The sequence below is a fragment of the Xanthomonas sacchari genome, from assembly GCF_024266585.1.
GTDB classification, from domain to species: domain Bacteria; phylum Pseudomonadota; class Gammaproteobacteria; order Xanthomonadales; family Xanthomonadaceae; genus Xanthomonas_A; species Xanthomonas_A sacchari_C.
In genome coordinates this window covers 4,072,043-4,085,884 of the sequence record NZ_CP100647.1, presented here as the reverse complement: position 1 = coordinate 4,085,884, position 13,842 = coordinate 4,072,043, and the positions used below count along the sequence as shown (strand labels likewise).

The window sequence follows — 13,842 nt, the reverse complement described above, 5'->3', positions numbered from 1 at the left end:
GCTACACGCTCTTTGCAGCCACCCGAGAGACCCTCATGCAAGACCAACGCAACCTGCTGGTGTTCTCCGGCAACGCCAACAAGCCCCTGGCCAAAAGCATCTGCCGCGAGCTGGGCGTGCGCCCAGGCAAGGCGATGGTCTCCAGCTTCTCCGACGGCGAAGTGCAGGTGGAGATCGAGGAGAACGTGCGCCGGCAGGAAGTGTTCGTGATCCAGCCGACCTGCGCGCCCAGCGCAGAGAACCTCATGGAGCTGCTGGTGATCATCGACGCGCTCAAGCGCGCCAGCGCCGCCAGCGTCACCGCGGTGGTGCCGTACTTCGGCTACTCGCGGCAGGACCGGCGCATGCGCTCCTCGCGCGTGCCGATCACCGCCAAGGTCGCGGCGAAGATGTTCAGCGCGGTCAATGCCGACCGCGTGCTGACCGTGGACCTGCACGCCGACCAGATCCAGGGCTTCTTCGACATCCCGGTCGACAACGTCTACGCCTCCCCGCTGCTGCTGGCCGACATCTGGCGCGCCTACGGCACCGACAACCTGATCGTGGTGTCGCCGGACGTGGGCGGCGTGGTCCGCGCGCGCGCCGTGGCCAAGCGCCTGGACGATGCGGACCTGGCGATCATCGACAAGCGCCGCCCGCGCGCCAACGTGTCCACGGTGATGAACATCATCGGCGACGTCGAGGGCAAGACCTGCGTGCTGGTCGACGATATCGTCGACACCGCCGGCACCCTGTGCGCCGCCGCGGCCGCGCTGAAGGAGCGCGGCGCGCTGAAGGTCGCCGCGTACTGCACGCACCCGGTCCTGTCGGGCCCGGCGGTGAGCAACATCACCAATTCGCAGCTGGACGAACTGGTGGTCACCGACACCATCCCGCTGTCGGAGGCCGCCCGCGCCTGCGGCAAGATCCGTCAGCTCAGCGTCGCCGAGCTGCTGGCCGAAACCATCCGCCGCATCGCCTTTGGCGAGTCGGTGAGTTCGTTGTACGTCGATTAAGGCTGGGAATGGGGAATCGGGAATAGGGAATGGGCCTAGCGCGGCATTGCGCTGTTGCGATTCCCCATTCCCGATTCCCCAATCCCGGCTTCACAGACTCTTCTGGTCGCGGAAGAGTCCCTCAAACCGCCGCGAGGCGGTTCATTCAACCAAGGTAGTAAACACAAATGGCAACCACGCATGAAATCAAGGTTCAGCGCCGCGAGGTCGAGGGTAAGGGTGCGAGCCGCCGCCTCCGTCGCGACGGCCTGATCCCGGCCATCGTCTACGGTGGCGAGTTGAAGCCGGTCAACATCCAGCTCGACCACAACGAAGTCTGGCTGGCCAGCCAGAACGACTGGTTCTATTCGTCCATCCTCAGCCTGAGCCTGAACGGCGACGTGCAGAAGGTGCTGCTGCGCGATATGCAGCGTCACCCGTTCAAGCAGCTGATCATGCACATCGACTTCCAGCGCGTGAACGACAACGAGGCGTTGCACGCTTCGGTGCCGCTGCACTTCATCAACGAGGACGTGTCCCCGGCCGGCAAGTCGGCTGAAGTCGTCGTCACCCACGAGCTGAACGAAATCCAGGTCGTGTGCCTGCCGAAGGACCTGCCGGAGTTCGTCGAAGTCGACCTGTCCGCGCTGTCGGTCGGCGACGTGATCCACCTGTCCGACCTGAAGCTGCCGGCCGGCGTCGAGCTGCCGGAACTGAAGCTGGGCAAGGAGCACGACGTGGCGGTGGTCATCGCCAAGCACGGCCGTGTCGAGGAAGAGCCGGAAGCCACCGACGCGGCGGCCGCCGCCGAGCCGGCCAAGAAGGACGCCAAGTAATCGCCTGCGCGGCGCCCGGGCCTTCGGTCCGGGCGTCGCGGCGATGCATTGCGCATGACTGGTCTGCGGCTGATCGTCGGCCTGGGCAATCCCGGTGCCGAACACGCGAACACCCGGCACAACGCCGGGTTTCGTTTTGTCGACGCGTTGGCCGAGCGGGCCGGCGCGCGCTGGAGCGTGGACGCCAAGCTGTTCGGCGAGACCGCCAAGGTCGAGATCGCCGGGCAGGCGGTATGGCTGCTGAAGCCGGCCACCTTCATGAATCTCAGCGGCAAGTCGGTGACCGCCGCGCTGCGCTTCTGGAAGATCGAACCGGCGCAGGCGCTGCTGGCGCACGACGAACTGGACCTGGCGCCGGGCACGGCGCGGCTCAAGTTCGACGGCGGCCACGGCGGCCAGAACGGACTGCGCGATACCATTCGCCTGCTCGGACATGCCGGCTTCCACCGCCTGCGCATCGGCATCGGCCATCCCGGGCACAAGGACAAGGTGGTGCCTTGGGTGCTGGGACGCGCCGGCAAGGACGACCAGATCCTCATCGATCGCGCCATCGACGACGCCATCGCGGTGCTGCCGCTGGCGGTGCAGGGCGACTTCAACGAGGCGATGAAGCGGTTGCATACGCAGGGGAAATAGGGAATGGGGAATGGGGAATGGAAAGGCGGCTATGCTTTCCGATTCCCTATTCCCGATTCTCCATTCCCGGATTACACACATGGGCATCAAATGCGGCATCGTCGGCCTGCCCAACGTCGGCAAGTCGACCCTGTTCAATGCGCTGACCAAGGCGGGCATCGCCGCGGCCAACTTTCCGTTCTGCACGATCGAGCCGAACGTGGGCGTGGTGCCGGTGCCGGATCCGCGCCTGAACGCGCTGGCGGCGATCATCAATCCGCAGAAGGTCGTGCCGACCGCGGTCGAGTTCGTCGACATCGCCGGCCTGGTCGCCGGTGCGGCCAGCGGTGAAGGCCTGGGCAACAAGTTTCTGGCGCACATTCGCGAAGTCGACGCGATCACCCACGTGGTGCGCTGCTTCGAGCATGGCGACATCATCCACGTGAACAACAAGGTCGACCCGGTCTCGGACATCGAGACCATCGACACCGAGCTGGCCCTGGCCGACCTGGACAGCGTGGAGAAGGCGCTCAACCGCGCCGAGCGTTCGGCCAAGGGTGGCGACAAGGACGCGGCGGCGCGCAAGCCGGTGCTGGCCAAGCTGCAGGCCGCGCTGGCCGAGGGCAAGGCCGGGCGCAATGCGGGCCTGGACGAGGAGGAGAAGGCGCTGGTGCGCGACCTGTTCCTGCTCACGCTCAAGCCGGTGATGTACATCGCCAACGTGCTGGAAGACGGGTTCGAGAACAATCCGCACCTGGACGCCGTGCGCGCGCATGCCGCCGCCGAGGGCGCCGAGGTGGTGCCGGTGTCGGCGGCGATCGAGGAAGAGCTGTCGCAGTTGGACGACGCCGACCGCGATGCGTTCCTGGCCGACCTGGGCCTGAGCGAGCCCGGCCTGAACCGGGTGATCCGCGCCGGCTACACCTTGCTGGGGCTGCAGACCTACTTCACCGCGGGTGTGAAGGAAGTGCGCGCCTGGACGGTCAAGGCCGGGTCGACCGCGCCGCAGGCCGCGGCGGTGATCCACACCGACTTCGAGAAGGGCTTCATTCGCGCCGAAACCATCGCCTACGACGACTTCATCAAGTACAAGGGCGAGGCCGGGGCCAAGGAAGCCGGGCGTCTGCGCCTGGAGGGCAAGGAATACCGCGTGCAGGAAGGCGACATCCTGCATTTCCGCTTCAACGTCTGAGGCGTGCGTGCGTCCTGGCCGGGTGCACGCAGACAGCGACGATTTCCTGCGACATCGCGTCAAAATAGTGTTGACAAGACGGGGATGTCAGGGAAGAATAGCGGGCTGTTTCACCCCTCTCTGATTTCGGCCTCGCAGCCGGGTCCGAGTGGGCAGTTGGAGGGATACCCAAGCGGCCAACGGGGGCAGACTGTAAATCTGCTGGCTTACGCCTTCGGTGGTTCGAATCCACCTCCCTCCACCAGTTATTTTGTTGTGGCAATGCGGCATCCCGTAGCGGGAGTAGTTCAACGGTAGAACCTCAGCCTTCCAAGCTGATGGTGCGGGTTCGATTCCCGTCTCCCGCTCCATTGAACGCGCTTGTGTCACAATAGAACAACGCTCACGTAGCTCAGTCGGTAGAGCACCTCCTTGGTAAGGAGGAGGTCGAAGGTTCGATTCCTTTCGTGAGCACCATATTCAGTCGTCAAATCTTTCTACGATCATCGAGAAGAAGCAGCCATGGCCAAGGGTAAGTTCGAGCGCACCAAGCCGCACGTCAACGTCGGCACCATCGGTCACGTCGACCACGGCAAGACCACGCTGACCGCGGCGCTGACCAAGATCGGCGCAGAGCGCTTCGGCGGCGAGTTCAAGGCGTATGACGCGATCGACGCGGCGCCGGAAGAGAAGGCGCGCGGCATCACGATCTCGACCGCCCACGTGGAATACGAATCCCCGACGCGCCACTACGCGCACGTGGATTGCCCGGGTCACGCGGACTACGTGAAGAACATGATCACCGGTGCGGCGCAGATGGACGGCGCGATCCTGGTGTGCTCGGCCGCCGACGGCCCGATGCCGCAGACCCGCGAGCACATCCTGCTGTCGCGTCAGGTCGGCGTGCCGCACATCGTGGTGTTCCTGAACAAGGCCGACATGGTCGACGACGCCGAGCTGCTCGAGCTGGTCGAGATGGAAGTGCGCGAGCTGCTGAGCAAGTACGACTTCCCGGGCGACGACACCCCGATCATCCACGGTTCGGCCCGTCTGGCGCTGGAAGGCGACCAGAGCGAGATCGGCGTGCCGGCGATCCTGAAGCTGGTGGACGCGCTGGACTCGTTCATCCCGGAGCCGCAGCGCGACGTGGACAAGCCGTTCCTGATGCCGGTGGAAGACGTGTTCTCGATCTCGGGCCGCGGCACCGTGGTGACCGGCCGTATCGAGCGCGGCGTGATCAAGGTGGGCGACGAAATCGAAATCGTCGGCATCCGTGCGACGCAGAAGACCACCGTGACCGGCGTGGAAATGTTCCGCAAGCTGCTGGACCAGGGTCAGGCGGGCGACAACGCGGGCCTGCTGCTGCGCGGCACCAAGCGTGACGACGTGGAGCGCGGCCAGGTGCTGTGCAAGCCGGGTTCGATCAAGCCGCACACCGACTTCGAAGCCGAAGTGTACGTGCTGTCGAAGGACGAGGGCGGCCGTCACACCCCGTTCTTCAAGGGCTACCGTCCGCAGTTCTACTTCCGCACCACCGACATCACCGGTGCGGTGCAGCTGCCGGAAGGCGTGGAAATGGTGATGCCGGGCGACAACGTCAAGATGGTGGTGACGCTGATCAACCCGGTGGCGATGGACGAAGGCCTGCGTTTCGCGATCCGCGAAGGCGGCCGTACCGTCGGCGCCGGCGTGGTGGCCAAGATCATCAAGTAATGCCCTCCGGCGGCCGTGGCCGCCGGGCTCGACGGCAGGATGGCGGCCTCGGTCGCCGGAATCCGACGAGGTGCAAGGCGGCTCCGGCCGCCGGGTTCAGCGAAGGGCGGGCCGGAACCTTCGGTCCGCCTTCGCCGTCTCAGGGAAGTGCAGTCGTTCTTACTACACGCCAGTAGCTCAATTGGCAGAGCAGCGGTCTCCAAAACCGCAGGTTGGGGGTTCGAGTCCCTCCTGGCGTGCCAATCTGCCGCTCCCTATCCAGTGACCTCGGTCGCATAGCAGCAAGAGTCGGATGAACAGCAAGATCGAGCATTCCAAAGGCCCCGCCGCATCCTCTGGCGGCGATATCGTCAAGTACGTCATCGCTGCGCTGCTGGTGGTCGCCGGCCTGTTTGTCTGGTTCTGGTTCGGCGAGCCGAGTCGTGCTGCGCAATTGGGAGGCTGGTCCGGTCCGCTGCGCGGACTGGCCGTGTTGGCCGGCCTGGTCGCCGGTGCCGCGGTGTTCCTGCTGACCGCCAAGGGCCGCGAAGGCCGTGAGTTCCTGTCCGAATCCCGATTCGAACTGCGTAAGGTGGTGTGGCCGACCCGTCAGGAAGCCATTCGCACCACCTGGGTGGTGATCGTGGTGGTGATCATTCTGAGTCTGCTGCTGGGCGGGTTCGATTTCCTGATCCAGAAGCTGATGCAGTGGTTCGTGAGCCGTTGAGGAGAGTGCAGCAGTGAAGCGTTGGTATGTCGTTCACGCCTATTCAGGCTTCGAGAAGTCCGTGGCGCAAGCGCTGCGCGACCGTATTGTGCGTGACGAGATGCAGGAGCGCTTCGGCGACGTGCTGGTCCCCACCGAGGAAGTGATCGAGATGCGCTCCGGCCAGAAGCGCCGTTCCGAGCGCAAGTTCTTCCCGGGTTACGTGCTGGTGCAGATCGAGACCCACGACGAAGGCGGCATCCCGCGCATCGACAACGAAAGCTGGCACCTGGTCAAGGAAACGCCGAAGGTGATGGGCTTCATCGGCGGCACCGCCGACCGTCCGCTGCCGATCCGCGACGAAGAGGCCGATGCGATACTGCAGCGTGTTCAGGATGGCGTGGAAAAGCCGCGTCCGAAGGTGCTGTTCGAGCCGGGCCAGATGGTCCGCGTCACCGACGGCCCATTCAACGACTTCAACGGCGTGGTCGAGGAAGTCAACTACGAGAAGAGCCGCCTGCGCGTGGCGGTGCTGATCTTCGGTCGCTCCACCCCGGTGGAACTGGAATTCGGCCAGGTCGAGAAGGCCTGAGCCCGCCCCGGCGCGGCTGCGCCGGGCGCCAAAATCTCTGCTATACTGCGCGGCTCCCTGTCCAGGCAAGCCGCCGGGCAGAGCGGAAGCCGCCGCGAGGCGGCTTTCTGCGCACTTCAAAAACGTGATGGCGGGACGCGTGATTTTCCCGTCGCGATGGGGAGCCTGCGGTTCAGGCGCTAGCACCCGGAGACACTAAAATGGCAAAGAAAGTCGTCGGTTACATCAAGCTGCAGGTGAAGGCCGGTCAGGCCAACCCCTCGCCGCCGGTCGGTCCTGCGCTGGGTCAGCGCGGTCTGAACATCATGGAATTCTGCAAGGCGTTCAATGCCGCAACGCAGAAGCTGGAGCCGGGCCTGCCGACTCCGGTCATCATCACGGCCTATTCGGACCGTACCTTCACCTTCGTCACCAAGAGCACCCCGGCCAGCGTGCTGCTGAAGAAGGCCGCGGGCGTCAGCTCCGGCTCCAAGCGCCCGAACACCGAGAAGGTGGGCAAGGTGACCCGCAAGCAGCTCGAAGAGATCGCCAAGGCGAAGGAAGCCGACCTGACGGCGGCGGAGCTGGAAGCGGCGGTACGCACGATTGCGGGTTCCGCCCGCAGCATGGGCCTGACGGTGGAGGGTTAAGCAATGGCACAGACCAAGCGACAGAAAGCGATCCGTGCTGCCGTGCAGCCGGGCAAGGCGTATTCGATCGACGAAGCGCTGAAGATCGTCAAGACCACCAGCAAGGCCAAGTTCGTCGAAGCCGTCGACGTGGCCGTGCGTCTGGGCGTGGACGCCAAGAAGTCCGACCAGCAGGTGCGCGGTTCCACCGTGCTGCCGGCCGGTACCGGCAAGAGCGTGCGCGTGGCCGTGTTCGCCCCCGCCGGCGCCAAGGCTGACGAAGCGCTGGCCGCCGGTGCCGACGCCGTCGGCATGGACGACCTGGCCGAGAAGATGCAGGGCGGCGACCTGAACTACGACGTGGTCATCGCCACCCCGGACGCGATGCGCGTCGTCGGCAAGCTGGGCACCCTGCTGGGCCCGCGCGGCCTGATGCCGAACCCCAAGGTCGGCACAGTGTCCGCCAACCCGGCCGAAGCGGTCAAGAACGCCAAGTCGGGTCAGGTGCGCTACCGCACCGACAAGGCCGGCATCATCCACTGCACCATCGGCAAGGCCAGCTTCGAAGACGACGCGCTGAAGAGCAACCTGCAGGCGCTGCTGCTGGATCTGGTCAAGGCTAAGCCGGCGACCTCGAAGGGCACCTACCTGCAGAAGATCTCGGTGAGCTCGACCATGGGTCCGGGCGTCACCGTCGATCAGGCCTCGCTGTCCCTGAAGTAATCGCAACACGGCGCCGCCCGTCAGGTGCGGCGCCGGTTTCACCCTTTTGAAGGCGTCGCCCGGGGCAACCCGGCGCGAAGCCGTCAAAGACCGCAGGCGCGGTCTGCGCACACCGACGACGGGCACGGAAGCTCGACACGGCAAGGAGTCGCCGTCGGTACAGCGGGATCGCTTAATCCAGTCCCCTCGGGGACGCGCCGGCGTAGATGGTGCCGCCTTTCTGGAGTTTTTCTGGTGCAGGCCAGTCCGGTGTTCCGGGCGCGCTCACTCCAGGTCTGGAACGGCCACCAACTGGGATGCCATGCGGCATCCCCGGCATCCAGGAAGGACGCCGCCCAGGACCGCAAGCGGCAGGAGCCGCGAGCGGAGTAAGTTTGAAGCGGGGATTCGAGATTAGAGATTGGGGATTGGCAAGAGCGGCGTTGCGGCTCCTGACGAATCCCGAATCACCAATCCCAACTCCCGGCTTTAACGGAGGAGTGCAATGGCTCTCAATCTGTCCCAGAAGCAAGAAGTCGTCGCCGAACTGGCCGACGTCGCCGCGAAGGCCCACTCCTTGGTTGCTGCCGAGTACGCCGGCATCACGGTCTCCCAGATGACCGCGATGCGCAAGAAGGCGCGCGAAACCGGTGTGTACTTGCGTGTTGTCAAGAACACCCTGGCCGCGCGTGCCGTTGCCGGTACCGAATACGAGTGCGTCCAGGACGCGCTGGTCGGTCCGCTGCTGTATGCGTTCTCGACGGAAGAACCCGGCGCTGCCGGTCGTCTGATCAAGGAATTCGCCAAGGGTAACGACAAGCTGCAGGCCAAGGTCGTGTCGCTGGGTGGCCAGCTGTATCCGGCCGCTCATCTCGAGGTGTTGGCGTCGCTGCCGACCCGCGAGCAGGCGCTGGCCATGCTGGCACGCGTCCTGGCCGAGCCGGCGAGCATGTTCGCCCGTGCGGTCAAGGCCGTGGGCGACAAGCAGGGTGGCGGCGACGCCGCTCCCGCCGACGCCGAAGCGGAAGCCCCGGCCGAAACGGCTTAAGTTCGCGACACCTGAAACGGTTCACTAGAACCTCATCCAGAAAAAATTCCAAAGGTAATCACAATGTCCCTGTCTAACGAGCAGATCGTCGACGCAATCGCCGAAAAGACCCTCATGGAAGTGATGGAGCTGGTCAAGGCCATCGAAGACAAGTTCGGCGTCTCCGCCGCCGCCCCGGTCGCCGCTGCCGGTCCGGCCGTGGCCGCCGCGCCGGTCGAAGAGCAGACCGAGTTCAACGTCATCCTGGTCGACGCCGGCGCCAAGAAGGTCGACGTCATCAAGGCTGTCCGCGCCATCACCGGCCTGGGCCTGAAGGAAGCCAAGGACCTCACCGAGGCCGGCGGCGTGCTGAAGGAAGCCGTGTCGAAGGAAGACGCCGACAAGTTCAAGAAGGACCTGGAAGCCGCTGGCGCGAAGGTCGAAGTCAAGTAAGCAGTCCCTTGCATCGCCAGCCGTTCAAGGCGATGCACTGAAGGCTGGGGGCGAAAGCCCCCGGCCTTTGGCCGTTTCAGGCGGGAACCGGGAGTCGGGAATGGAGAATCGGAACAGCCACGGCACGTGCGCTCCACGATTCCCCTTTCTCCATTCCCCATTCCTCATTCCCCGAGTTGGTAGTTGGAAGTAGCGGGAGAAGGCGTGCTGGTGCCGGCAATACCAGCGACTTCCAACTGACAATTTATGTTCACTCAGGGCCGCGGACGCGCGGCCCGCATCAGCCAAGGTGATACCTCATGACGTCTTATTCGTTCACCGAAAAGAAGCGTATCCGCAAGGACTTCGGCAAGCAGCGCTCGATCCTCGAAGTGCCGTTCCTGCTCGCCATCCAGGTGGATTCCTACCGCGAATTCCTGCAGGAGAACACCGACCCGAACAAGCGTTCGGACCACGGCCTGCACGCGGCCCTGAAATCGGTGTTCCCGATCTCCAGCTACAGCGGCAACGCGGCGCTGGAGTACGTCGGCTACAAGCTCGGCGAACCGGTGTTCGACGAGCGTGAATGCCGCCAGCGCGGCATGAGCTACGGCGCGCCGCTGCGCGTGACCGTGCGCCTGGTGATCTACGACCGCGAGTCCTCGACCAAGGCGATCAAGTACGTCAAGGAGCAGGAGGTCTACCTCGGCGAAATCCCGCTGATGACCGACAACGGCACCTTCATCGTCAACGGTACCGAGCGCGTCATCGTCTCGCAGCTGCACCGTTCGCCGGGCGTGTTCTTCGACCACGACCGTGGCAAGACCCACAGCTCGGGCAAGCTGCTGTACAGCGCCCGCATCATTCCGTACCGCGGCTCCTGGCTGGACTTCGAGTTCGACCCGAAGGACGCGCTGTTCACCCGTATCGACCGCCGCCGCAAGCTGCCGGTGTCGATCCTGCTGCGCGCGCTCGGCTACTCGAACGAGGAGATGCTCTCGGAGTTCTTCGAGATCAACACCTTCCACATCGACCCGAAGGAAGGCGTGCAGCTGGAGCTGGTGCCCGAGCGCCTGCGCGGCGAGACCCTGAACTTCGACCTGGCCGATGGCGACAAGGTCATCGTCGAAGCCGGCAAGCGCATCACCGCGCGTCACGTCAAGCAGCTCGAGGCCTCCGGCATCGCCGCGCTGGCCGTGCCCGACGAATACCTGGTCGGCCGCATCCTGTCGCACGACGTGGTCGATGCCTCGACCGGCGAACTGCTGGCCAGCGCCAACGACGAGATCAGCGAAGATCAGCTGACCGCGTTCCGCAAGGCCGGCGTCGACGCCGTGGGCACGCTGTGGGTCAACGACCTGGATCGTGGCCCGTACCTGTCCAACACCCTGCGCATCGATCCGACCAAGACCCAGCTCGAGGCGCTGGTCGAGATCTACCGCATGATGCGTCCGGGCGAGCCGCCGACCAAGGACGCCGCGCAGAACCTGTTCCACAACCTGTTCTTCACCTTCGAGCGCTACGACCTGTCCACGGTCGGCCGCATGAAGTTCAACCGCCGCGTCGGCCGCAAGGAAGTCACCGGCGAGTCGGTGCTGTACGACAAGAAGTACTTCGGCGAGCGCAACGACGAGGAGTCCAAGCGCCTGGTGGCCGAACACGGCGACAGCTCCGACATCCTGGACGTGATCAAGGTCCTGACCGAGATCCGCAACGGCCGCGGCGTGGTCGACGACATCGACCACCTGGGCAACCGTCGCGTGCGCTCGGTCGGCGAAATGGCCGAGAACGTGTTCCGCGTGGGCCTGGTCCGCGTCGAGCGCGCGGTCAAGGAGCGCCTGTCGATGGCCGAGTCCGAGGGCCTGACCCCGCAGGAACTGATCAACGCCAAGCCGGTGGCCGCGGCGATCAAGGAGTTCTTCGGCTCCTCGCAGCTGTCGCAGTTCATGGACCAGAACAACCCGCTGTCGGAAGTGACGCACAAGCGTCGCGTGTCCGCGCTGGGTCCGGGCGGTCTGACCCGCGAGCGCGCCGGCTTCGAAGTGCGCGACGTGCATCCGACCCACTACGGCCGCGTCTGCACCATCGAAACCCCGGAAGGCCCGAACATCGGCCTGATCAACTCGCTGGCGGTGTACGCCCGCACCAACCAGTACGGCTTCCTGGAGACGCCGTACCGTAAGGTCGTGGACGGCCAGATCACCGACGAGGTCGAGTACCTGTCGGCGATCGAGGAGAACGAGTACGTCATCGCCCAGGCCAACGCGCTGCACGACGCCAAGAGCCGCCTGACCGAGCAGTTCGTGCCGTGCCGCTACCAGGGCGAGTCGCTGCTGAAGCCGCCGGCGGAAGTGCACTTCATGGACGTGTCGCCGATGCAGACCGTGTCGATCGCGGCCGCGCTGGTGCCGTTCCTGGAGCACGACGACGCCAACCGCGCGCTGATGGGCGCGAACATGCAGCGCCAGGCCGTGCCGACGCTGCGTGCGCAGAAGCCGCTGGTCGGTACCGGCATCGAGCGCGCCGTGGCGCGCGACTCGGGCGTGACCGTGAACGCGCGCCGTGGCGGCGTGATCGAGCAGATCGACGCCGGCCGCATCGTGGTGAAGGTCAACGAGGCCGAGATCGGCGGCGGTACCGACGCCGGCGTCGACATCTACAACCTGATCAAGTACACCCGCTCCAACCAGAACACCTGCATCAACCAGCGTCCGCTGGTGAACGTGGGCGACGTGATCGCGCGCGGCGACGTGCTGGCCGACGGTCCCTCGACCGACATCGGCGAGCTGGCCCTGGGCCAGAACATGCTGATCGCGTTCATGCCGTGGAACGGCTACAACTTCGAGGACTCCATCCTGCTCTCCGAGCGCGTGGTGGAAGAGGATCGCTACACCACGATCCACATCGAAGAGCTGACCTGCGTGGCGCGCGACACCAAGCTGGGGCCGGAGGAAATCTCCGCCGACATCCCCAACGTGTCCGAGCAGGCGCTGAACCGTCTGGACGAGAGCGGCGTGGTGTACATCGGTGCGGAAGTGCGCGCCGGCGACATCATGGTCGGCAAGGTCACGCCGAAGGGCGAGAGCCAGCTGACCCCGGAAGAGAAGCTGCTGCGCGCGATCTTCGGCGAGAAGGCCTCCGACGTGAAGGACAGCTCGCTGCGCGTGCCGCCGGGCATGGACGGCACCGTCATCGACGTGCAGGTGTTCACCCGCGACGGCATCGAGAAGGACAAGCGCGCCCGCCAGATCGAGGAAAACGAGATCAAGCGGGTCAAGAAGGACTTCGACGACCAGTTCCGCATCCTCGAGAGCGCGATCTACGCGCGTCTGCGCACCCAGCTGATCGGCAAGGTCGCCAATGGCGGTCCGAACCTGAAGAAGGGCGACACCATCAGCGACGCCTACCTGGACGGCCTGAAGAAGTCCGACTGGTTCGCGCTGCGCATGAAGGACGAGGACGCCTCCGAGGCGATCGAGCGCGCGCAGAAGCAGATCCAGGCGCACGAGAAGGAGTTCGAGCGTCGCTTCGCCGACAAGCGCGGCAAGATCACCGCCGGCGACGACCTCGCCCCGGGCGTGCTGAAGATGGTCAAGGTGTTCCTGGCGGTGAAGCGCCGCATCCAGCCCGGCGACAAGATGGCCGGTCGCCACGGCAACAAGGGTGTCGTGTCGATGATCCAGCCGATCGAGGACATGCCGTACATGGCCAACGGCGAGACCGTGGACATCGTGCTGAACCCGCTGGGCGTGCCGTCGCGTATGAACATCGGCCAGGTGCTGGAAGTGCATCTGGGCTGGGCCGCCAAGGGCCTGGGTCGCAAGATCCAGAACATGCTCGAGGCCCAGGCCAAGGTCGCCGACCTGCGCAAGTTCCTGGCGCAGATCTACAACCACGACCAGAAGCTGGGCGAGGACCGCGTGGATCTGGACCAGTTCAGCGACGCGGAGCTGCTGGCGCTGTCGAAGAACCTGACCGACGGCGTGCCGATGGCCACCCCGGTGTTCGACGGTGCCACCGAGGCCGAGATCAAGCACATGCTCGAACTCGCCGACCTGCCGATCAGCGGCCAGACCCAGCTGTACGACGGCCGCACCGGCGAGGCGTTCGATCGCCACACCACGGTCGGCTACATGCACATGCTGAAGCTGAACCACCTGGTCGACGACAAGATGCACGCGCGCTCCACCGGCCCGTACTCGCTGGTCACCCAGCAGCCGCTGGGCGGCAAGGCGCAGTTCGGCGGCCAGCGCTTCGGCGAAATGGAAGTCTGGGCGCTGGAAGCCTACGGCGCGGCCTACACCCTGCAGGAAATGCTGACGGTGAAGTCCGACGACGTGCAGGGCCGCAACCAGATGTACAAGAACATCGTCGACGGCGAGCACGAGATGGTCGCCGGCATGCCGGAGTCCTTCAACGTGCTGGTGAAGGAAATCCGCTCGCTGGCGATCAACATGGAACTGGAAGACTGAGGGCAGGGAATGAGG

12 protein-coding genes and 4 tRNA genes are annotated in these 13,842 nt (G+C 65.1%); all 16 read left to right on the top strand.

Features of this window, described 5'->3' with window-relative positions:
* Positions 1-35: 35 nt before the first annotated feature.
* Positions 36-995, top strand: a complete 960-nt coding sequence (locus NKJ47_RS17145; RefSeq protein ID WP_160966991.1) for a ribose-phosphate diphosphokinase — start codon at positions 36-38, stop codon at positions 993-995.
* Positions 996-1,162: 167 nt separating this feature from the next.
* Positions 1,163-1,810: a 50S ribosomal protein L25/general stress protein Ctc gene (locus tag NKJ47_RS17140; protein WP_254458964.1), complete on the top strand. Its 648-nt coding sequence runs from the start codon at positions 1,163-1,165 to the stop codon at positions 1,808-1,810.
* A 54-nt stretch (positions 1,811-1,864) separates the two neighbouring features.
* A complete protein-coding gene (gene pth, locus NKJ47_RS17135; protein ID WP_254458963.1) occupies positions 1,865-2,446 on the top strand; it encodes an aminoacyl-tRNA hydrolase in 582 nt (193 codons plus the stop codon).
* A gap of 79 nt (positions 2,447-2,525) precedes the next feature.
* Positions 2,526-3,617 carry a redox-regulated ATPase YchF gene (gene ychF / locus NKJ47_RS17130; protein ID WP_010341267.1) on the top strand — a complete coding sequence of 364 codons (1,092 nt, stop codon included), beginning with the start codon at positions 2,526-2,528 and terminating at the stop codon, positions 3,615-3,617.
* 158 nt (positions 3,618-3,775) lie between these two features.
* Positions 3,776-3,861, top strand: a tRNA-Tyr gene (locus NKJ47_RS17125).
* Positions 3,862-3,893: 32 nt separating this feature from the next.
* Positions 3,894-3,967, top strand: a tRNA-Gly gene (locus NKJ47_RS17120).
* Between the two features lie 30 nt (positions 3,968-3,997).
* Positions 3,998-4,073, top strand: a tRNA-Thr gene (locus tag NKJ47_RS17115).
* A 45-nt stretch (positions 4,074-4,118) separates the two neighbouring features.
* The gene (tuf, locus tag NKJ47_RS17110; protein WP_242081676.1) at positions 4,119-5,309 is read left to right on the top strand and encodes an elongation factor Tu; all 1,191 of its coding nucleotides are present in this window, start codon (positions 4,119-4,121) and stop codon (positions 5,307-5,309) included.
* Between the two features lie 166 nt (positions 5,310-5,475).
* Positions 5,476-5,551, top strand: a tRNA-Trp gene (locus NKJ47_RS17105).
* A gap of 50 nt (positions 5,552-5,601) precedes the next feature.
* Positions 5,602-6,015, top strand: coding sequence for a preprotein translocase subunit SecE (secE, locus tag NKJ47_RS17100; RefSeq protein ID WP_254458962.1), 414 nt, complete (start codon positions 5,602-5,604; stop codon positions 6,013-6,015).
* 13 nt (positions 6,016-6,028) lie between these two features.
* Entirely contained in the window at positions 6,029-6,586 is a 558-nt protein-coding gene (nusG, locus tag NKJ47_RS17095) for a transcription termination/antitermination protein NusG (protein WP_048490043.1), read from the top strand.
* Positions 6,587-6,786: 200 nt separating this feature from the next.
* On the top strand, positions 6,787-7,215 hold the full coding sequence (rplK, locus tag NKJ47_RS17090) for a 50S ribosomal protein L11 (RefSeq protein WP_010341342.1): 429 nt from the start codon (positions 6,787-6,789) through the stop codon (positions 7,213-7,215).
* A gap of 3 nt (positions 7,216-7,218) precedes the next feature.
* Positions 7,219-7,917 carry a 50S ribosomal protein L1 gene (rplA, locus tag NKJ47_RS17085; protein ID WP_254458961.1) on the top strand — a complete coding sequence of 233 codons (699 nt, stop codon included), beginning with the start codon at positions 7,219-7,221 and terminating at the stop codon, positions 7,915-7,917.
* Positions 7,918-8,401: 484 nt separating this feature from the next.
* Positions 8,402-8,944 carry a 50S ribosomal protein L10 gene (gene rplJ / locus NKJ47_RS17080; RefSeq protein WP_010341340.1) on the top strand — a complete coding sequence of 181 codons (543 nt, stop codon included), beginning with the start codon at positions 8,402-8,404 and terminating at the stop codon, positions 8,942-8,944.
* Between the two features lie 63 nt (positions 8,945-9,007).
* Positions 9,008-9,376 carry a 50S ribosomal protein L7/L12 gene (gene rplL / locus NKJ47_RS17075; protein ID WP_019797548.1) on the top strand — a complete coding sequence of 123 codons (369 nt, stop codon included), beginning with the start codon at positions 9,008-9,010 and terminating at the stop codon, positions 9,374-9,376.
* A 299-nt stretch (positions 9,377-9,675) separates the two neighbouring features.
* Positions 9,676-13,827, top strand: coding sequence for a DNA-directed RNA polymerase subunit beta (gene rpoB, locus NKJ47_RS17070; protein ID WP_254458960.1), 4,152 nt, complete (start codon positions 9,676-9,678; stop codon positions 13,825-13,827).
* Positions 13,828-13,842 lie beyond the last annotated feature (15 nt).